This window comes from Planctomycetia bacterium, from assembly GCA_016795155.1.
Taxonomy (GTDB): Bacteria; Planctomycetota; Planctomycetia; order Gemmatales; family HRBIN36; genus JAEUIE01.
Genome location: JAEUIE010000057.1, coordinates 14103 through 32294, shown reverse-complemented (window position 1 = coordinate 32294; position 18192 = coordinate 14103). Strand labels below are relative to the sequence as shown.

The 18192-nt window shown below is 55.7% G+C and carries 32 protein-coding genes and 1 tRNA gene; 5 read left to right on the top strand and 28 right to left on the bottom strand.

Translation table 11 applies throughout. The annotated features are described in order from the left end of the window. Nucleotides 1-2: 2 nt before the first annotated feature. The 3 genes from JNJ77_19985 (at nucleotide 3) to JNJ77_19975 (ending at nucleotide 1719) form a co-directional block, all read left to right on the top strand. Nucleotides 3-575, top strand: coding sequence for a hypothetical protein (locus tag JNJ77_19985; GenBank protein ID MBL8824877.1), 573 nt, complete (start codon nucleotides 3-5; stop codon nucleotides 573-575). A 64-nt stretch (nucleotides 576-639) separates the two neighbouring features. Further along, nucleotides 640-1290, top strand: coding sequence for a hypothetical protein (locus tag JNJ77_19980; protein ID MBL8824876.1), 651 nt, complete (start codon nucleotides 640-642; stop codon nucleotides 1288-1290). 30 nt (nucleotides 1291-1320) lie between these two features. Beyond that, nucleotides 1321-1719: a thermonuclease family protein gene (locus JNJ77_19975; GenBank protein ID MBL8824875.1), complete on the top strand. Its 399-nt coding sequence runs from the start codon at nucleotides 1321-1323 to the stop codon at nucleotides 1717-1719. Between the two features lie 247 nt (nucleotides 1720-1966). Here JNJ77_19975 and JNJ77_19970 read toward each other — a convergent pair whose 3' ends face one another. The 23 genes from JNJ77_19970 to JNJ77_19860 all read right to left on the bottom strand — a co-directional run bounded on the left by JNJ77_19970 (nucleotide 1967) and on the right by JNJ77_19860 (nucleotide 14731). Next, on the bottom strand, nucleotides 1967-2524 hold the full coding sequence (locus JNJ77_19970) for a sigma-70 family RNA polymerase sigma factor (protein MBL8824874.1): 558 nt from the start codon (nucleotides 2522-2524) through the stop codon (nucleotides 1967-1969). Beyond that, nucleotides 2521-2952 carry a RusA family crossover junction endodeoxyribonuclease gene (locus JNJ77_19965; GenBank protein MBL8824873.1) on the bottom strand — a complete coding sequence of 144 codons (432 nt, stop codon included), beginning with the start codon at nucleotides 2950-2952 and terminating at the stop codon, nucleotides 2521-2523. The genes JNJ77_19970 and JNJ77_19965 overlap by 4 nt, the downstream gene beginning before the upstream one ends. Then, the gene (locus JNJ77_19960) at nucleotides 2949-3299 is read right to left on the bottom strand and encodes an HNH endonuclease (GenBank protein MBL8824872.1); all 351 of its coding nucleotides are present in this window, start codon (nucleotides 3297-3299) and stop codon (nucleotides 2949-2951) included. Before JNJ77_19960 ends, JNJ77_19965 begins: the two co-directional genes overlap by 4 nt. A gap of 373 nt (nucleotides 3300-3672) precedes the next feature. After that, on the bottom strand, nucleotides 3673-3873 hold the full coding sequence (locus JNJ77_19955; protein MBL8824871.1) for a hypothetical protein: 201 nt from the start codon (nucleotides 3871-3873) through the stop codon (nucleotides 3673-3675). Continuing rightward, on the bottom strand, nucleotides 3873-4112 hold the full coding sequence (locus tag JNJ77_19950; GenBank protein ID MBL8824870.1) for a hypothetical protein: 240 nt from the start codon (nucleotides 4110-4112) through the stop codon (nucleotides 3873-3875). The genes JNJ77_19955 and JNJ77_19950 overlap by 1 nt, the downstream gene beginning before the upstream one ends. Next, a complete protein-coding gene (locus JNJ77_19945; GenBank protein MBL8824869.1) occupies nucleotides 4109-4324 on the bottom strand; it encodes a hypothetical protein in 216 nt (71 codons plus the stop codon). The genes JNJ77_19950 and JNJ77_19945 overlap by 4 nt, the downstream gene beginning before the upstream one ends. Further along, nucleotides 4321-4596, bottom strand: a complete 276-nt coding sequence (locus JNJ77_19940; GenBank protein MBL8824868.1) for a hypothetical protein — start codon at nucleotides 4594-4596, stop codon at nucleotides 4321-4323. The genes JNJ77_19945 and JNJ77_19940 overlap by 4 nt, the downstream gene beginning before the upstream one ends. Further along, on the bottom strand, nucleotides 4593-6236 hold the full coding sequence (locus JNJ77_19935; GenBank protein MBL8824867.1) for a ParB/RepB/Spo0J family partition protein: 1644 nt from the start codon (nucleotides 6234-6236) through the stop codon (nucleotides 4593-4595). Before JNJ77_19935 ends, JNJ77_19940 begins: the two co-directional genes overlap by 4 nt. Further along, a complete protein-coding gene (locus JNJ77_19930; GenBank protein ID MBL8824866.1) occupies nucleotides 6233-6700 on the bottom strand; it encodes a hypothetical protein in 468 nt (155 codons plus the stop codon). The genes JNJ77_19935 and JNJ77_19930 overlap by 4 nt, the downstream gene beginning before the upstream one ends. A 3-nt stretch (nucleotides 6701-6703) precedes the next feature. Next, complete coding sequence (locus tag JNJ77_19925; protein ID MBL8824865.1) at nucleotides 6704-7129, bottom strand: hypothetical protein; 426 nt, start codon at nucleotides 7127-7129, stop codon at nucleotides 6704-6706. 2 nt (nucleotides 7130-7131) lie between these two features. After that, nucleotides 7132-7983, bottom strand: a complete 852-nt coding sequence (locus tag JNJ77_19920; GenBank protein ID MBL8824864.1) for a hypothetical protein — start codon at nucleotides 7981-7983, stop codon at nucleotides 7132-7134. Next, nucleotides 7898-9001, bottom strand: coding sequence for a hypothetical protein (locus tag JNJ77_19915; GenBank protein ID MBL8824863.1), 1104 nt, complete (start codon nucleotides 8999-9001; stop codon nucleotides 7898-7900). Before JNJ77_19915 ends, JNJ77_19920 begins: the two co-directional genes overlap by 86 nt. 16 nt (nucleotides 9002-9017) lie before the next feature. Further along, nucleotides 9018-9332 carry a hypothetical protein gene (locus tag JNJ77_19910; GenBank protein MBL8824862.1) on the bottom strand — a complete coding sequence of 105 codons (315 nt, stop codon included), beginning with the start codon at nucleotides 9330-9332 and terminating at the stop codon, nucleotides 9018-9020. After that, nucleotides 9298-9510 (bottom strand): hypothetical protein, encoded by a 213-nt coding sequence (locus JNJ77_19905; GenBank protein MBL8824861.1) that lies wholly within the window; start codon nucleotides 9508-9510, stop codon nucleotides 9298-9300. Before JNJ77_19905 ends, JNJ77_19910 begins: the two co-directional genes overlap by 35 nt. A 28-nt stretch (nucleotides 9511-9538) precedes the next feature. Next, nucleotides 9539-11032 carry an AAA family ATPase gene (locus tag JNJ77_19900; protein ID MBL8824860.1) on the bottom strand — a complete coding sequence of 498 codons (1494 nt, stop codon included), beginning with the start codon at nucleotides 11030-11032 and terminating at the stop codon, nucleotides 9539-9541. Between the two features lie 99 nt (nucleotides 11033-11131). Beyond that, nucleotides 11132-12100, bottom strand: coding sequence for a recombinase RecT (locus JNJ77_19895; GenBank protein MBL8824859.1), 969 nt, complete (start codon nucleotides 12098-12100; stop codon nucleotides 11132-11134). A 6-nt stretch (nucleotides 12101-12106) separates the two neighbouring features. Further along, nucleotides 12107-12319 carry a hypothetical protein gene (locus JNJ77_19890; GenBank protein MBL8824858.1) on the bottom strand — a complete coding sequence of 71 codons (213 nt, stop codon included), beginning with the start codon at nucleotides 12317-12319 and terminating at the stop codon, nucleotides 12107-12109. Then, nucleotides 12294-13442 (bottom strand): DUF2800 domain-containing protein, encoded by a 1149-nt coding sequence (locus JNJ77_19885; protein ID MBL8824857.1) that lies wholly within the window; start codon nucleotides 13440-13442, stop codon nucleotides 12294-12296. The genes JNJ77_19890 and JNJ77_19885 overlap by 26 nt, the downstream gene beginning before the upstream one ends. Beyond that, the gene (locus JNJ77_19880; GenBank protein MBL8824856.1) at nucleotides 13439-13651 is read right to left on the bottom strand and encodes a hypothetical protein; all 213 of its coding nucleotides are present in this window, start codon (nucleotides 13649-13651) and stop codon (nucleotides 13439-13441) included. The genes JNJ77_19885 and JNJ77_19880 overlap by 4 nt, the downstream gene beginning before the upstream one ends. Before the next feature lie 2 nt (nucleotides 13652-13653). Beyond that, nucleotides 13654-14010, bottom strand: a complete 357-nt coding sequence (locus JNJ77_19875) for a hypothetical protein (protein ID MBL8824855.1) — start codon at nucleotides 14008-14010, stop codon at nucleotides 13654-13656. Then, nucleotides 13925-14248 (bottom strand): hypothetical protein, encoded by a 324-nt coding sequence (locus JNJ77_19870; GenBank protein ID MBL8824854.1) that lies wholly within the window; start codon nucleotides 14246-14248, stop codon nucleotides 13925-13927. Before JNJ77_19870 ends, JNJ77_19875 begins: the two co-directional genes overlap by 86 nt. Further along, nucleotides 14245-14466 (bottom strand): hypothetical protein, encoded by a 222-nt coding sequence (locus JNJ77_19865; GenBank protein MBL8824853.1) that lies wholly within the window; start codon nucleotides 14464-14466, stop codon nucleotides 14245-14247. The genes JNJ77_19870 and JNJ77_19865 overlap by 4 nt, the downstream gene beginning before the upstream one ends. A 64-nt stretch (nucleotides 14467-14530) precedes the next feature. Next, complete coding sequence (locus JNJ77_19860) at nucleotides 14531-14731, bottom strand: hypothetical protein (GenBank protein MBL8824852.1); 201 nt, start codon at nucleotides 14729-14731, stop codon at nucleotides 14531-14533. Nucleotides 14732-14876: 145 nt separating this feature from the next. Between JNJ77_19860 and JNJ77_19855 the strand changes: the two genes are divergently transcribed. After that, nucleotides 14877-15146 (top strand): helix-turn-helix transcriptional regulator, encoded by a 270-nt coding sequence (locus JNJ77_19855; GenBank protein MBL8824851.1) that lies wholly within the window; start codon nucleotides 14877-14879, stop codon nucleotides 15144-15146. Between the two features lie 4 nt (nucleotides 15147-15150). Here JNJ77_19855 and JNJ77_19850 read toward each other — a convergent pair whose 3' ends face one another. Next, complete coding sequence (locus JNJ77_19850; GenBank protein ID MBL8824850.1) at nucleotides 15151-15369, bottom strand: hypothetical protein; 219 nt, start codon at nucleotides 15367-15369, stop codon at nucleotides 15151-15153. Nucleotides 15370-15518: 149 nt separating this feature from the next. Here JNJ77_19850 and JNJ77_19845 point away from each other — a divergent pair, with 149 nt between their 5' ends. Further along, nucleotides 15519-15833, top strand: coding sequence for a hypothetical protein (locus JNJ77_19845; protein MBL8824849.1), 315 nt, complete (start codon nucleotides 15519-15521; stop codon nucleotides 15831-15833). 53 nt (nucleotides 15834-15886) lie between these two features. Here JNJ77_19845 and JNJ77_19840 read toward each other — a convergent pair whose 3' ends face one another. The 4 genes from JNJ77_19840 to JNJ77_19825 form a co-directional block, all read right to left on the bottom strand. After that, a complete protein-coding gene (locus tag JNJ77_19840) occupies nucleotides 15887-16276 on the bottom strand; it encodes a hypothetical protein (protein MBL8824848.1) in 390 nt (129 codons plus the stop codon). A gap of 167 nt (nucleotides 16277-16443) precedes the next feature. Next, nucleotides 16444-17538: a tyrosine-type recombinase/integrase gene (locus JNJ77_19835; GenBank protein ID MBL8824847.1), complete on the bottom strand. Its 1095-nt coding sequence runs from the start codon at nucleotides 17536-17538 to the stop codon at nucleotides 16444-16446. Nucleotides 17539-17602: 64 nt separating this feature from the next. Then, nucleotides 17603-17675 (bottom strand) — tRNA-Val (locus JNJ77_19830). A gap of 21 nt (nucleotides 17676-17696) precedes the next feature. Continuing rightward, nucleotides 17697-18008 (bottom strand): twin-arginine translocase TatA/TatE family subunit, encoded by a 312-nt coding sequence (locus JNJ77_19825; GenBank protein ID MBL8824846.1) that lies wholly within the window; start codon nucleotides 18006-18008, stop codon nucleotides 17697-17699. Nucleotides 18009-18192: the final 184 nt, after the last annotated feature.

The window sequence follows — 18192 nt, the reverse complement described above, 5'->3', positions numbered from 1 at the left end:
CAATGGATCAGTTCCCCAGCGGGCTGCTGTGGCTTATGGCCACACTCGCCATCATGGCTCTCGCCATGCTGGCTGATTTCATCAGAGAGTTTTACACGGAGGGCAACATGCCTTTGAATCTCGGAAGTCTGATCAGTTTCGACAGCAGCAAGATCGACAAGGTCGCGCTGCGTAAATGGCTGGTGTCTGGCGCTCAACTGCTGGAACCGGCTGTCATCACCCCGGGCAACATCGACAAGATGCTGTTCGATAACATCGACTGGCTGGCTGCCAACCTGATCGACCAGATCAGCAAGGAAGGCGGCACGCTGATTGTCGGCGACCATGGCGAAGTTGGCTCCAGTTCAGACGGCGAAGTCAGTCAGGCTGATCTCAACGAATACATGGGACGTTTCGCCAGTGCCCCTGAAGAATCCAAGGCGATACTGAGACGCAACCCGCGTCTGGTGAAACGGCTGGAGAAATTCAGCCAGGCCGATCAGGAAAAGATTGTCGGCAATCCGCTCCTACTGCTCGCGCTGCAGACGCTGTTGCCGATTCTGTTTCTGTTTCTGCTGAAGAAATTCAGCAGCTAATAACAACGCTTTGAGTCTCGGCGGCGGGGAGGTCCCGCCGCCTTACCTGTATGAGGAATGAGCTATGCGAAGTCTGCTTTGTCTGCTGTTCGTGTCAGTGATGGTTATCAGTGCCGATGCCAGCGACCGCAAAGGACGCGGGCGATCCGCCTGGGCCTGGGCGGGGAACTGCCAAGCAATCGAATCACCAAAAACGGTTATAGAACCGCCTGTTTCTGGAATAAAATCAGCCGATTCACGAATAAAAACAGCTGATCCAGGAATAACGGATGCCCTAGCTGAAGTAAACGCTGCACGCTCCAAACGCGGCCTGCCACCTTTCCAGCAAGATCCACTGCTGACCCAGGCCGCCCAGGAAGCTGCCCGCCAGCGTGCCAGTCAGGGCATTGCAGGCCATCTGGCCAGCGACTTCGACTGCCTGCCCGCTGGTGCTCATGCTGACGCTGCAGGCTGCGGTGCCTTAGACGATAGTTGGGGATGGGGCACGTGTTGCACCTATGACAACTACACCCACGCCGGTGCTGCCTGGGTGCGTGGCAGCGATGGGAAGCGCTACATGCATTTATTCGTGAGAAACGAGGCAGCGACCACAGCTCCTGTTCGGACCGGTGAAGTGGTGACCAATAGCTATTCCAGTTGCTCCGGCGGCAATTGTTCCACCGGCACCTGGCAACCCGGTGGCATCATCACCCGGGGCAGACGTGGAAGCCGCTGAAACTGACCGTAAGCCTCAGTTGAGGTAATGATGGCCGAGTCCAAGAAAGCCTTTTATGGTCACATCTTCCGGTACGTCGCCCAGGTACTGGAAGTGATCGACGGCGACACGCTGCGGGTTGACTTGGACATGGGCATGTGCATCAAGCAAAGCCCGAAAATCTTTAGACTCTCCGGGGTGAATGCTCCGGAGAGTCGCACTTCCAACGCCGCCGAAAAGAAACGGGGACTGGCGGCCAAGAGCTACCTGCAGTATCTGACCCCGGTTGATAGCTGGATCATGATTGTCACCGACCGCGATGTCACCGAAAAGTATGGCCGCATCTTTGGGAAGGCTTACGCCGAACCGGGAGCCGCCAGTATCAATGATCAGATGGTGAAGGCGGGCCACTCGAAACAGTGGGATGGACAGGGGGAGAAGCCGGTTTAGAAGATTGCCGAGATGCCTGGCGCTGAAAGTATTCCACCTTCTGCACCCACTCTTCCTTCGTGTCGTAGATTTTCCAATTGCCCTGCATTTCTCGCAGGTGGTACACCATGCCGCAGTCCATGTTGCCATTAAGAAAGTTGACTAGACTCACCAGCCAATATCCCAGTTCAAGTTGTTTAATGATCTGGCCGCAATAATGCAGCTTGTGATCTTTCGTAAACGATACGAAATAAAGCCCTTCCATCGTTCACCCCGCCTTCCTTCGAATAGTTTCAATCGCCGCCCTGTGCAGTTGGCTGATGCGGCTTTCTGTAATCCCCATGATCTTGCCAATCGCTTTGAACGTCAGGCCGCGAAAATAGTGCAGGTAAAGGATGTCCCGCAGCCGGTAGTTGCTCACCATCAAGATCAGGCTTTCGGCGTAGTCTGATTCCAGAGTGGACTTGCCTGGGACGGCCACAGTCTCGTCCACCATGACTTGCAACCGATCAGTTACCACCTCATTTAGTGCGTGAAAAGAAAACACATTCGGCAGGTGCCCTTTGGATTTCTTGCGATGCACCCGTGTCAGGTGATCCTGCCTGCGGAGATAGTCCATCAGGTGAAACCGTGCCCGCGTGCTCCCGTAAGTCTTAAAAGATGATTTGATAGGGTTCCACGTTCGCACGGCACCGATCAGCCCCAGCATCGCTTCCTGCTTCAGATCAGCGAAAGCCAGCTTCCCCTTGGTCTTGCTGAACATCCACCAGGCAGCCTGATCGGCTATCTTGAGAACGTCGGCCAGGGGAATAGGGAAGTCTGTCAATCAATAACTCCAATCTGCACTTCCACGCATGGCTGTTCATCACGGGCGGCGTAGAACTTCCCCTGCATAGTACGACATACCTGGGAATCATCCTTAAACACCAGCTTCGATAATGCGTCCTTGAGCGCCTTGACCAGGTTGTCCATGTCTGGCTTGGCAATACACCACAGCCGCCCTGGGTCGTCTTTCTTGCGGCAGTACTTCTGTGGCCTGGGCAGCACGAAGGTGGCCTGCAGGTAAACAGGGCCTTCCAGGGGCGGGCCGTCGTAAGCCACTCGAGCTGAGAGCTGCACCGCTGACTTGAAAGCGTTCACGGGGTGCTTGCCAGGGGTGTAGTTTTGGCTGATCGGCTTGCCGCCGATGTACATGATGCGATTTCTCTGGCGTGGCATCGCAACAGGTACCGTATAAACAATGAACGAAATCATATGTGCTTCCACCTGATCTTCCTGACAATTCTGCTCACATGGCCTGAGTTAGTTTCTTTGTCTCTCGCTATCGATGACAGTGATTCGCCCGAGGCGGCCCTGTTACGTATGGCCCTTATTTCTGAGTCTGTGAACTTTGAACACCCAACCGTCTCGCCTTTGGCGTATCTCTTTTTCATCACCATGTCAGCCATGTTGTCTTGGTGCGTTCCTAGAAACAGATGATCGGGATTTACACAAGCGGGATTGTCGCACCTATGCAAAACGTGCATCCCCACCGGGACAGGGCCTTTATGTAGTTCCCAAGAAACGCGATGAGCCTTACCAGACTTTCCTTTCGTATGCATATTTCCGTAGCCACGTTTATTCTTGCTCCCCGTCCACAACCAGCACTGATCAGTCTTGGTGACTTTAGCGAAGAATAATGTTCTCCTGTCCGCAAACTGTACTTTGCCGCTATGCCCATGAATAAACCTAGGAATGCCCTTCCATCGGTGGTCGATGGTCGCACGGATCAAGCCGCCACATCCACACTGACAAACATGCCGTCCGTCTTGTTGCCTAATCCACTCGTTGATGTTAGGTTTGTTGTGCCCACGACGGCGCGGCGGAATGCCAACATGATAATGGTTACGGATGATAACGATTACTTTTCCACATCCACACCCGCACAGATGCTTCCCTTGGTTTTCTTCAACCCACTTATCGATGATTGGGCTTCTAGCTGCTGGCATACTTCTTCCCCTTCCTGGTGTAAGTGATAACTGACCGTTGCACCCCGCACTTTTTGCGGCTGTGGTAATTCCAGAATGATTTCTCGACGTGCTGCACCACCTTGAACTGTTCGATCATCTTCAAATAGCCGCCGCACGTGCATTGCATCTCTTTCTGAATCCAGGTGTTGGGGCCGATCTTGGCCATCACTTTCGCCCCTTCCTGTGTTTCTTCGCCTGAGCACAAGTCGAAAAGTGACTCACGTACCGCCGGGCATCTTCGGGGACTTCTTCCCCGGCCCGGATCACATGGGCTTTCTGGTCAATAAAGATGACATTGCCATCATCCACCGGTATGGCATCAACCGGCATGTTGCGCCCGAGGACTGTTTGCACCCAGTAAATCTGGGCACCGCAGGAACGGCATTGGGAGACGGGGAGACTCATTTGTGGTCCCTCAATCGTTCAAGTACCCGGATGCAGGCGACGGGGTCATCACCAGTGATGGCCTCCTTTGCATCGCTAATCGTCCGCCGAATCGAGTTGATGGCGAAATCAACGTACACGCCAGGCCCTCGGAGCGATTCGTAAAGGCCGATCAGTTCGCTGCAGCGTTCAATTTCATTTAGGATTTCGCTGCCTACAGTTGGCTGGCTCACAGTTTACCCTCCAGAGATTTCTTGAGCTTGTTGCCTTCGGACTTCAGCTCACCGACCAGAACTTGCAGTCTGGCCATGTGGGTGACGGTGACGGCACCGATCTTCAACATCGAACCTGGGTCGAGGTTTAGTTTGGTGAGAGCCTTGCCGAAATTCGCCATTAAGTCGCCCATGCTGATGGCGATCGCGTCCGTCACGACTGCGATGGCTGCGTGTTCATGGCCACGACTGCGGAGCATTTCGGCAAAGCTGGCTGTGGTCTGGTCGATCACTTCGCACCCTTCCCTTTCTTGGCTGGTTGTGGTTTCTTGGGTGTATTGAGGGGCTTGTGGCAGGTAATGGCTTCAGGAAACACCGTGTGCGGATCAGTCAACCCTGCCTTCTGCAGCCCCACGGGAAACTTCACTTCATCCACGGCAGATTTCCAGCAATCCTCAAAGGAAGCAAACCCCTGCAGTGCTTCAGCCTGTAGCCTTGCTTCCTTCCAGAGGCTTTCCGCACAATTGACTATCGGTAATGTCCGCTTCACCCGATCCTGCAGCACTTCCCGTATTGCATCCCAGAGCTTGTCTGCCAGCTTCTGGTCGTTGTCAACGATGCCTTCGTAATCCTTCCATTCGCGATCAGAGCACATGCGGTGACTCCACCTGGTGCCCATGACGGCCACCAGTCGCACCAGCCGTTCCAGCGTCGGCTTGATGCTGTTCAGGGATTCTGTTCGCCAGAATTCCACGGCAGCACACAGCCGCTTACAGAGCAGCTCATGCAGCTTCTCTTTGTCCGTCTTGGGTACCGGTTTTCCCGTCGCCTGATCCACCTGCCGGCGGCTGGTCTGTGCCACCGGCTTCGCCCATTCCTTCACCCAGGTCACCTTCCCCGCTTCGGGCCCGCTCACCAGCACCGCAGGCCGGGCGTCTTTGTCTTTCTGGGTGACTTCGTTGAAATCATGTACCCCCCTGATCTCAACATCGCCGAGACGTTCTTTCGTCGCCTGGGGCACTTCGGAATAATCCGACAGCAGCACCGGCGGCGTTTTCTTTTTGGTCAGCTTCTCCACCTGCAGCATCACCAGGGCAGCCTGCTTACGGCTCCAGCAATCCTTATCCAGGCAGGTGTCTTTCTTGCTGTCAGTCACCTCTGGAAATAGAAACTTCTGGGCCAGCGACCGCTTGGGGCACTGGTTGCAGGCACCCGCTTCGGGCAGCAGCTTGGCGTCATCACGCTTCCAGGGCGCGTGACTGAGCAGCATAAGTGCATCGTTGATAGATCGGGCCAATGATTGAGTATCAGGGACTTCTGGTAAAGCGGTAGAGCCATAATCACCCCACCCCTCTTTACGCTCTTGGGATACCCCATCCAGAAAATCCGCCTGGAACTGCAGCGGCATTCTGGCCAGCATCTGCACCTGCACCAGCGGCCACTCTTCCTTGACCAGCATTGCCCGCAAACCAGGGTGCAACTTGTGGAACGCCAGGCGTTGCGCCACCCACGTCGGCGACTTGCCCACCCTGTCGGCCAGGTCTTCCAGCCGCTGATCGGGGTCACGCGCTTGCAGGTCAGCGAGTTGCCGGGCTTCTTCCCAGGGAGTCAGGTCAGACCGCTGCAGGTTTTCGACCAGGTGCAGCTCGTCGATCTCTTCGACAGATAGGTCAGCACTCACGACACGGGCGGGGATCTCTTCCCAGTTCAGGTCCCAGGCGGCCCGGAGACGGCGTTCGCCTGAAATGCATTCGTAGGTGTATTCGCTGTCGTTCACTGGCCTGAGTAGCACAGGGTGCAGAAGGCCGTGATTCTGCATCGACGTGGCCATCTCCTGCAGGCCACCTACCGCGTTGCCTTCATCGCGGTTATTATCACGCAGGCGGATCAGTTCCGTATCGATCTGCTGTATGGGAATGGTGTTCAGGTTCATTGCAGTAAATCCTTTCTCCCTTGAATCGTGAGGGTGACGCCATTGCTGTCACGGCCAAACCACTCTTCGTGTCGATAGATGTCGTTGTAAATCGTTTTGACAGAGCACTTCATCAATTCCGCGAGAACACCTGTAGTCATGGCTCCTTGTGCATCGATCAGGCCGGCAATCATCTTGCACCGTGTGTCGTGCGGGATCAGATCGCCTTCCAGGTTCAGCGGTTCGCCAGGCTTCTTTTTGGGCCTGGCTGCATCCGGTTTCTTGCGTCGTTTCGTTTTCATGTCCTCCAGCATCTTCCCGATTGGACGGCTGGTGTACTTCTTACCTTGCGGGCACATGCCCCGCAGCTTGTTCAGCATCACCAGCCGTTCCTCAGCAACCTCGATCTCGCGGTCGATGAGCCTTACATGTTGCTGAGACAGCTCACTCAAACCTTTCAACAATCCGTTGATGTTAAGTTCCATAACCTACTCCAATCCCAACAAAGCCAGCCGCCCTGGTGTAGCCTGGAAGTCTGCCAGAAATGGCTTCATCTGTTCGTACAGGTTCATGCCGCCGACTTCCAGAAATGGCAGCAGGAGTTTCTGACGACTGACAAAGACCTCGCTGGCTTCCAGCAAAGTCTTCAGTGTGTAGTAAACGACCCGCTTCACCTGGTTCAGGAGCTGCCGGGGATCAACACCTTTCACCGACAGCGATTCGAACGCCACGACGTACCAGAGGCCGCCCAGCTCGAAGCGTACGCCATAGCCGGGGTTGCCACCCGGCCCAGGTGCGTGCGTGGTGCTGAAGTGCACAACCTGATATTTCTGCAGCAGCGCCGTGATGGCGCTATCCGGGTCTTTCGCGGAGGTGTTGGCGTACGGCGTCTTGAGCCAGGCGGAGCGGTCCACGGCTAGTTACCCCCTGTCAGATACTTCTCTTCAAACTTGTAAATGCTATCGATCAACGCTTTCGCGGTTTTGTCAGTGATCGAACAGGCAGAGGCCACCCGCTTGACCAGGTAGTCCTTGGGTGGGTTGTCGGGCCGTTCCTTGTTCATCCGGTCGAACCAATCAAGCACCTCGCCCACTTTGGTCATCTTGAATTGAGCCAGGAACTGAGCTTGTGTGGGCGTCAACTCTTCCACGTCGGCGCAAAGGGTATCGCGCCCCATGGCGATTTCATCGCTGGTGGTGGTTTTGGCTGCGGATTTCGCGGGCGCCGCAGCTGGCACTGGGTCCGCTTTCTTACCGGTCGTCTTCTTGCGTGAGCCGGTGTAGCTGGCCACCGCCCTGAACAACTTCCACGCCGCGTTCGGACCGATGCGTTTCCCCAGCTTCAGTTTGGCTTCTTTCTGCTTGTCCGGGCTCAACGTCTCTTTGGCGTTCAGGAAGTGCTGCAGTTGGCCTAGGGTGAAACAGTTGATTTCATCCCGCACTGTTTTCACTATGCCGATCGAGAGCCCCAGCACCACTGGATCTGCGGCGACGTTCGCCAGCGTGGCGTCGGCAACACCATCAGGCAACGGGAACGGAAACGGCACTTCTTCGGGCTTGTCGAAGAGTGGCAGTTCCTGGTTCAACTCCTCGAGGTGCTGCTGGATTTCTTTTTCTTTCAGCTCGAATTTTTCCTTGGCGTCTTTGTAGACCTCGTGGGCCTTGGACGCCTTCACCCCCAGCTCACTGGCTTCGAGTCGCAGCTCCAAAAGCTGGTCGAGGTGCTCTTTGCTCTGGTCTGGTGTCATCTGCTGCTTGGTCGTCGGCATGCTTACTCCTGTTTAAGGCTTCCTGCCGGCACATCTCGATACGCTTTCCCGCTGAAAGCTCCGGGTGCTCGGCTTCTATCTGCTCTTTGATCTTGGTTTGCTCGGCGTAGCTGAGCCTGTCCCAGGCCACAAACGCCGCCCGCCTGGCATCTTCCAGCTGGTCCGGTCTGTCACGTGCCTTGGCCTGGCGCCGTTGTTTCTTCTTTTCTGCCAGCACCCGCAGCGGCACCCAGCAGCCATGTTCGTCTACCCCATGTTCCCACCGCTTCGGATCGCGGCAGAAGTCGATGATAAATCCGCCGTACGGCTGCGGGATACGGTCACCACGCCGCAATCTCACCGCCAGGTGAGCAAATGCCGCTTTCACTGTCTGGCGCGTCGTACGGGCGAGCAGGAGGGCTTCGGTGTGCTCTGGGTGGATGCCGACGGCTTCACACTGGTCGAGGAGGTCTTGACGTTCGGGGTCCGTCGCATCGTCGGGAACAGGGAGTACGACAGCAGGCGTTTCTTTTGAGCAATCGTCAGTTTCATCTTCTTCAACTCCTGATGATGAGGAAGGAACAAAGGAAGGAATGGAAGGATAACAATCTGGCATTTTGCGGGGATGGAAGCCCGCATTTTGCGGGGATGCATGCCCGCATTTTGCGGGGATGGAAGCCCGCATTTTGCGGGGATGGCAATTCTCCCCTTCAAACAATGGCATTTCGTCACGCACTGAATTGATAACCGCAATTTTCAGTTCGTAGCGGTAGGTTCTGTCGTAGCCGAACTGGTGTATGTGAATGAATCGCTTCGCCTGCAAAATTTTCATGGCACGACTTACTGTGTCCACGGAAACCAGAAAGTGCTTGGCCAGAGCATCTTGGGTGAAGTCGATCCACAGTTTCGGGGAGTCTTCTGGTTCGTCGGGGTTACGCGCTCGCTTGCCGTTGTGTAGCACCAGGAAGTACTCCAGGATGAGGGCGGCTGTTCTGTTGCCCGTCACCTGCAGAAACTGATGGCGTGAACTGTCTTGCATCTTCCTGACGCTCCAATCAATATTTGCGATGAATCAAAACCGCTGAACCATCCCGCCTGATCGCCAGCCGCCGCACAAAACCCATTTGCACCAGCTCCGTGCAGCGCCCGCTGATCTGGTTGAAACCCACTCCCAGCATTCGGGCCAGTTCTTTGGCCGTCCTGCCTGTTGATCCCGCCTGTCTGAGCAGGATCAGAATGCGGCTGTAGAAATACCGCTTCTTACCCAGCGCCTTGCGGTGAGCCAGGTTCGATGATTCGTTGCCGCCGTGCTTGCGGTGTGCAGGATCACGGCGTTCAAACGTGTGACTGAACAGTGGTAGCCCGTCCATGTTGTCTCCTCGCCAGCTTCCGTTGCTTGCGTGCCCGGCGTCGTTCTCGGCGAGCCTGGGCGATGGCCTGTTTGAATTCCTTGTATTCTTTGGCTGAGAACGGCCTGACTTCCGGCGTCCGTTTGAACAATTGTTCAACAGATTTCCGTAGTGCCGAAAGCCCCTTGTCTAAGCTCATAGCTGCCCTTTCATAAAAGAGTTGAAGATTAAGCCATCGCTGCATCTTTACTGGTGTCAAACAACTTGCCACGTGGAGCCTTGCGAGCTGGCTTCACTTCCACCGGTTCCTGGTCCACGATTTCCACCTGGAGCTGGTCATAATCCGCGACGCAAGTCATGATCACCTGCCAGCCGTTTTCGGATGCCAGCTTCAGAAGAAATGCCCGGCTCTCGCTGTCTAAATGTTCCCCGTCATCGATTCGTAGCAGTCTCAGTGCCCCGTTGCCCTTCATGGCTACCGCACAGGCTACGCGCAGCTTCTGAGCCAGGCTGGCCTGCTTGAAGCTCACCCCGTGCAGCCGCAGTTCGCCCTTACCGACTTCTAGGCCGTCAACGCCCAGGTCAAGGCCTTCGAGTAGCCCCTTGCGGAGCGAGCGGAGATCTTCGAGCACCCGATCCAGCCGCCCGTGTTCGTTCTGGCTGGCGACCAGCTCTGCCTGCAACTCGCTAAGGCGCTCGGTGGCCTGGTTCATTTCGATGATGTGTTTCTGGGCGGCCTGGCTGGAAGAAAGCTCCATGCGGAGTTCCTGCACCTGTTTGGTGTTGTCCCAGCATTGGGCGAGAGCCTGACCAGCCGCTTCGTTCTCCAGCCGTGCCTCAGACACCATCTGCATGCCTTTCTCTAGGCGATCAGCATTGGCAGCGATCTTGGCGTTGACCTCTTTCAGCTTCGCTTCCAGTTCGGCCTTCTGTTTACCCAGAGCCAGGCGTTCCGTGTCAACCTGGTTCCACAGATCAGAAAGACGTTCGTATTCCCGCTGTGTTTCCGCTTTCGCCTGCTTGCACTTCTGGTAGGCATCCTGCTTCGCCTGGGCAGCATTCAGCTCTTCCAAAATCACCGCAGCATCACGCGCTGGGCTTTGCGTGCAATAGCTGTCCACCTTCTGTTTCTGCTTCTCCACCGCACCCCGGTTCGTTTCCACCACGCGATGCTGTTCCCGCCGGCGCCGGTACCATTCTCCGACCTCGTCAGCCGACAGCCGCTCCATGTACTGGTCCGCCGATTCGCCCGGCCTGGCGGGGCACTTCTCGCCGGTGATCATTTCTACCTGTGCTACAGGCGGTTCAACCCCGCACACCCGCAATACATCGTCGATCTGATCCTGGGGACGGCGATCGAGGAACGCCACCGGGTCCAGACTGTATTCGCTCAGGAGTCCGTCGAGTAATTTCTGCGGGCTGTTGATCCGTGATCCGTCAGCCGCCTTGACCACCAGACGCGACTTGCCATCCAGTGCGATGTGCTTTTCGACCAGGTAATCACCTAGATCGAGCGAGATCAGGGCTTTGTTGGCCCCCTGGTGCACCGGTTCCGGCCTGTCTTTCGAGCTGGTCCCGTGCAATGCCTCATAGATGGCATCCACCACGGACGATTTCCCGATGCCGTTTTCCCCGCGAATGATGACATGCTTGCCTTCGGCGTCGATGCTGACGCCTTCCAGCCGCATGAAGTTCTGGATCTGAAGTTTGCGAATATACATGGCCCACCCCAAGAGAAAAAAGAAAGCAGCCGCCGGCATCTGTTAAAAGTCGAAAGGCCCTCCAGAACCGTTCTGGTGGACAGCCGGCGGCTGCTTAGATCAAAAGTTTCGTTTCACCTTCGGAGCAACACCACCCGCCCGCTTGGCGTTCAGCCGTTGCTGCATGTCGTGGATGATGTCCGCCCCCAACATCGTGTGAGAGTCCCGCAGCTTTGCTGCAACCTCATCCAGCACCGAATCGGAAACGTCGCTGTTGAGCTGGTCATTGAGCCAGGAGATCAGTTCCTGGCGACGGATTTCCTTTTCCTGGTCGAAGGCCGTTTCTTCTTCCAACTCTTCTGATACCGTGGCAGTGGCATCCACCACATCAGGCGGAGTTGTCTTCACTGAATGCGTGAGGCGATGATTGACGCGGCCCGTTGGCCATTGTGGTTCCGCTTTCTTCACCGTGGCGATGCCATCGGTAACGGTCAGTCCCTCATCCTCATCGTGAATGCCCGCGAAACCGAATGCGATGCGACACGCTTGGATGAGAGCCTTATGCCTGAGCATGCGGCGAGGGTGGCTTCGCCAGGGCCCGGTGTCTTTCCGGCATTCCACGATGTATTCCCGCACCACAATCGGATGAGAGCGATCCTTGCGAAAAATCTGGCACTCGATCCATTCGTTGACCAGGTTGGGCTTATCCCCCACTTCCGGGCCGTCCACAAATTGCACCCCGTCGAACTGCGGGTGTTCGTTCATCATGCGAATCCAGCCATCCACCCCGACGATAGGCACGATCCCGCCATCCTGGGGGAAGGCGTAGATTTCCCGCGTCCACGGGTTGAGGTGGTACTGATCAGCAACGATCAGCAGCGCCATCATCTGCTCCGTGGTCACATCCTTAATCTGCCCAGATTTGTCAGCCCGCTGGCGGAAAGCCGTCTGTTTCAAGGTGCCGAGCATCTTCTCGGCATCGACGCCAAAGCGTTCGCCCAGGCGAGACAACAGAGACTTGGTAGGGCTGCTGGTAAGTTGTTCAGGTGCCTGCCCATTGGTGGACGGCGCTAAAGTTGTCGTACTCATGGTGCCTCACAGAACTTGAGAAAGAGGAACGAAACGCCCAGGAGGCATATGCTCATGCAGCTCCTGCTCAAATTGATTACTGTCCTGGCTGTTGTGCACCGCTACGCGGTGAACAAAGACCTTGCAGGGCACACCTTGCGATGTCACGCCTTCCCACAGGCGGCATTCCACCCCGTCCAGCTTGGTTATCTGGTCAGTAGCTTTGATCTGAATTTCCACCGATCACCCCTTTCTGTTTCTTGCGTAACTCCAGCCGCTCAATCGTCGTTTCCGCCAATGCCCCGGCTTCCTCAAGCTGGGCCATCAGTTCTTGAGCGGCTTTACCTTTTTCCCCACGACCCACATCAGACCGCACCGCGTTGAGCAGCTCGGTCTTGGAGACTTTGAAAATCTGGTTCCAGCGTTCCTGGCCCACGCGATCCGCCAGCAGCGGCCACGCTTCGCGGAAAAGAATCTGCTGGCGAATCTGGCTGGTAAGCTGCAACTGAAAGTCATCTTCCCTAGGCAACACGCCACCGTTCGCCATAGCCAGCGTCTTGAGCACTTCCTGGGCATCATCAAGCATGCGACCGATAGCGGCCTTGGCGTCATACACCCGCGTGATGAGGTCAGCGGAAACGGCTTCCTGCAGGTCAACCACAGCCGAGCCGGATAGAATCTCCAGGGCCCACTTCACCCAATCGCGGAAAGCCGAGCACGTCAGCCGCCGAGGGCAGAAGCTGCAATGCCTGCCCGGCTGGTAGGTGTCCTTCTCTTCGACCAGGCGATGCACCACCCGTTCCGACCAGCCCACCAGTTCCATGCGGGTATAGGTGTGGTGATCGGTGACAAAGTCCCGCACCCGCGTAATGCAGGTTCGCACCTGGTCCGCTTCGGGGTATTCGTCCAAAGCCATCAGCCCGTAACCCCGCACCTGGTCAGCATGATCCGAATCAAGCCAGCCTGTCTTGTGGTCATTGACGAAAACCGTCCGCGTGGCTTCCTGATAGCTCAGCACGTCCACATGGCCGGTGAGCTGCAGGCCGCCCAGGTCTTTCTTCATGGCCACTTCGATGCGGGGATTGACAAACCATTGCTGGACCTCCCGCCACAAGTGGACAGCTCGCAGCGACAAGGCCCGCACGTCATCGACTGGCAAGGAATACTTGACGGCGAGCTGCTCGAAAGCCTCATCGCCCAGGAACTCCAGTTGCTCCGGGTGAGCGATCCTGGTGGAAAGCCACTCATGGACCGCCGTGCCCAGGCGGGCTGGTTCACTGTCGGAGTTCAGGTCATACTCGGCGGCCTGCATGGACGCCGGGCAGACCATCGCCAGGGGTAAGCGGGAAGCACGGATTTTCATGGCGTGGGCACTCCGTTCGTGACGGCAACGGCTTTCTGGTGCGTGTTCACCAGCGTTTCCGCCACCTTCGCCACCATGCCCGCCCAGGCGTTCATGTCGAAATTCATGTTGACGCCACCCGCCAGGTTCGGCTGCTGCTGCAGAAACAGCGGGATCACGTTGGGTCCCACCGCCAGCATCGCTTCCCAGAGTTTGTCACGATCCCCCATGGCTACCACCTCGTGTAAAAGGCCGCGAAAACCACCACCATGATCATGCCGATGACGCACCACAGCACCACGGCTTCCGGTCTGTCATCCGGGTCCTGGGCATAGGGCAGAACCTCCTGGTCGGCATCGGACTGAGAAGCACCGAATTCCCCCAGGGGCGTGAGGCAGTATTTCCCCTTCCGCATTTCCACCAGACACCGTTTTTCCAGCCGCTCAATCGTGCCCGGCGGAAGTACCGCGCACAGGTGCCCCTGTTCCATCCATTCGCCGGAATCATCCCGGCTCAACGTCCATCCCGCGTGCATCAGCCCAAGCACGTCGGCGAGTGTCTGGACTTCGGTCTGCTGCAGAGTCAGCATGTTTATCACTCCCAGTCTGTTTCCAGAAACGAATGGGTCGCCAGTACCCGCCTTCCTGCAGGGCGACCCATTCCCGCAGGGAAAAACCAAGCAATTTGATCCACCGCAACTGTTCCACCTGCTGGACGTAAAGCATGCGGACTTCCGTCTCCGTGCACCCCAGCGTCACCAGCAGCTCATCACCACCTGGCAGGATGCCTACGATCTGATACCGGTTGAATTCGAGAGTCTGGTTCAAGCTGCAGCACTCCTACGCTGTTCAATGGATGCCGCCATTTCGTCCGCAATTTCCGGCCTAATACGGCCACGCTGCACGTTTACCGTCAGCGGTGCATGCACCAGCACGGGCGTCTGGGTGCCAGCCAGAATCTGCACCGCAAACGTGCAGGGTTGATCCACGGTGAAAAGCAGGATTTCACCAGGCGGGCAACTCAGTTTCAGGTTCTTGCGTTCCATGACACACCTCCTGAGAAAAAGGGGCCATCCGTGGCCCGGACACATCCATGTCACCATCCATGTCTCACGCCGTCACCAGGTCAGGATCAGGCACGTCCATGTCTTCAGGCATCAGGTCTTCAGTGATTTCCTGATGCAGTTCGTGAATGCGTGTGGACAACTCTTCCAGCACTTCCAGCTTGTTGGCAGGGCTGAGGCCCGCCAGATCGACGCGAATGCGGATCAGCAATGATTTGGAAAGCGATACTCGATGATGCTTGGGCATGGTGGACACCTTGAAAAGAAGAAAGTTGTAAATCTGCTGGAGCGGCAGTATACTGTAGTGACAGTACAATACTGTCGAGACAGTATACTGTCAAGACAGTACGGACAAAATCCACTAAAATTCTGAAGCTAATAGGAGAAATAGCATGGTTACCTTGGAATCCGGTCTAATGACCTACGGTGAGAAACTCACCGAGTTAATGGAAATAAAGGGCTTTACCGCTAGATCTTTATCTGAAGCCACGGATGGCGAAGTTGCAGTAGGAACAATCAACCAGATCAAACAAGATTTGGCGAAAGCTCCTAATGCCCATACGCTCGCATTACTGTGTAACGCACTGCAGGTTTCAATGGACGAATTCAAAGATTGCGATCTTGCAGGTGGAAGGAACCGCAGGCGAAAGAAGAAACAATAACCTATCACACCGCACCCCCCATCTTGACGACGCGGACGCGGAATTTGGACCGCAGCTCCGTCTCCGAAACCTTCAGCCCGTTGCACTGATAAAGCGTGATCTTGCCGCGTAGTCCCCAGCGGCGAATAGTGCTTACGCAGACCCGCTTGCCGGTTTTCTTCGGTGGCAGTATCACAGCCGCCTGGTTCAACGTAATCAGATCAGCAGGAAGTATCTCTTGCATGGCCCACCCCATATGCGTGATGAGGCCAGTATGCAAAATGGCTATAATCCATCGGGCCGATTCAGGGGCCGTTTTTGGGACAAAACCGGGATTCTGATTTGAGGCGGTTTTCTAGGGTGGTAGAGTGGCGGGACACCCTGGAGTAACCGATGCAATTCCCTGTCTACACCATCACCGATAAATCACGCCACGACGACAAAGACCCCATCTATGGGGTTGTGAGTATCGAAATTCCACCGCATGGAAAAACGATACCTCTGTTCAGCAATAAAGACCTATGTCTGGACTTGATTAGAATGGGCATGATGCCAGACGGCTTTGTCCCCATGCTGATCAGTAGCGATTACGAATTCCAGAGGATATTGAGTGATGCAGCCAAACACGGAGCGAGACACACCATTACCGATCCAGCCATCACAACAGACGGTGGCATCACTGGAATCGTTGAAACGTTCTTGGAATGATCCGAGCAAAAGGAAGCATTATCCAACATGGCGATTTATACCAGTAGTCGAGCTCAATCCGCCAGCCAGTAAACCCCCACTCCGTCGGTCATGATCATCGTGCCCCAGGCTGGATGCCCAGCGAACAACTTGGAAACCTTATCGCTCACCAGATCAGCCGCATGCAGCAGCGGTCCGGCCCCCACCTTCGGAGTTCCACGGTTCAATGCCTTCCAGAGCACTTCCACGATTGCCGCCTGTCCAGGCGTGAAAATGTAATGCTTTCCATCCCAGACTACGCTGCGAAAATCAGGGGAATGGCGACGCGGGGACAGCCTGGCGATGATCTTGGAAAGAGAAGCATTGCGTAGATGGGGATATTCCACTTCAACCAGGGCTGCGATTTTCTTCAGTGCAGAGTAGGCCTTGAGTTTGCGGGTAACGACAGGGGGAAGGGTAGCCATGAGAACCTCACAGTGATCAGCCCCTATGCTCCAACTGGGAGTGCTGATCGGGAAAGTTATTGCTTCTTGCGTGAGGAGTACAATACACCAGTGGCATTCTGTTCACCAGTAGGAAAAATAAAAAATAATACCCCTGGGAAATTCCAGGGGGATGTACACTTGACGGGCTACCCAGCCGCTCTCTTGGCCCGCTCCACCGCTCCGTGGTCGTATCGTTCTGTGGTCAGCACCCTGGCATGTCCGGCCACGGCAGTAGCAACCTCTTTGCCATACTCGAGAGCAATGCGGGTCACGGCAGCATGTCGGAGCTGGTAGGGATGCCAGTGCTCCAACTTGCCGCGATCACAGGCCCTTTGCACAGCTTTTCGAATAGACCCCGTACTGGCATGACGAACAAAGAAACGGCCATCTTTTTCAGCGGGCCAGTACCGTTTCAGGATCCCCTGGGCTTCAGCGCCAAAGACAACGGCCCGCAGTTTATTGAGTTTGGCCGTCTTGTGATTTTTAGGACGATAGACCAGGTAGGCACCATCCTTCACCAGCTCGGCGGGAGTTAGGCTCAGAATCTCCCCTGGCCTGGCCCCGGTAATCCACAGTAGCCGCAGTAGATCGGCTATGTCCTCGGTCAGGAATGGCAACGTGGCCAGAAACAGCTTTTCAGGCACAGGAACCACTTCACGCGCCGGTTTCAGGCCCATTTCCCCTACAACGAGCCCCTTAACCGTCAGCAACCGGCTATAGCTCGATTCGCTCACCAGCTCTTCCGAAACGCCCCACTTCCACGCCGCCCGCAGTCTGATGCAAAGATGATTGACATAGCTCACCCGCCGTCCAGGCAGACACATCGCCTGCCTAACCGCCTTAAACGCCTTCGGTCCAAACGATTCAGCATCAAGTGATCCGTACAGCTCCACCGCATGACGTGTCACCTGATGGTAATAATGCGCTCGAGTATCCCTTGAGCTTTCCGGCGTGGATTGCAACTGTGCGGCAACATGTTGCTGTAACAACTCAGCGACTGTAACACCACCAAAAGTGGGCAACTGACGGGAAAATGCCCCGTAATGCTCAACAATCAGCTCACGATAACGGCGTTCAGCGGTTTCCCGAACAACGCCCAGATAGTGACATTTGCCAGCTAATTTCACCATCCATTGCCCGGAATGGTGCCGACGAAGGGATGCAATCTTCACACGATGGCCTCCGTGCCAGGGAGTAGCAGGGAGTAGTCCTACTCCCTGTCTGGCACTTTCAGGCCTCATGCTTCATCCGTGAAGCAGTGTGCAAACTGCAATAAGCCAAAGGGTTACGTTCATTATCAATCAATGGGCGTTACTGGATTCGAACCAGTGACTTCTACCGTGTGAGGATAGCACTCTAGCCGCTGAGTTAAACGCCCGGAGTTATCGCCGTCCAACTATCAGCTATTTGCCTGATAACGCTGTTGGCCTTCAGAGTCAACTGGCGATGCAGTTGCATCAGTGAACTTCGGTGCGGTGGCTGCTATGCGCTGCGGTGGCTTGGGAGGTTCAGGGGCCTGATAACTGTTGGAAGCCGTGTTGACCGTTTCCACTTCGTCTTCAATGCCCTTGAGGCCCTTCTTGAATTCCACAATGCCTTTACCCAAGTAGCGCCCAACTTCGGGCAAGCGTCGGCCGAACAACAGCACACCCAAGCCGAGGATAATCAGAATTTCCATCCAGCCAATCTGGCCACCAAAGAAGGCAAACATGGCCTCTCTCCTCCAAGTACGCAGGCTCGTGGTGTTTGAACAACGGCGAGCAGGCAGGAATCAAATCACAATACATCTACATCTCTAGTATATTTCTATAAAGTCCGGTAGGGCAAGGGGTTTGAGGCTGCAGGCTACTGTTTTGTTCTGTAATTCATGGAATTATGGGTTGTTTGACGACAAT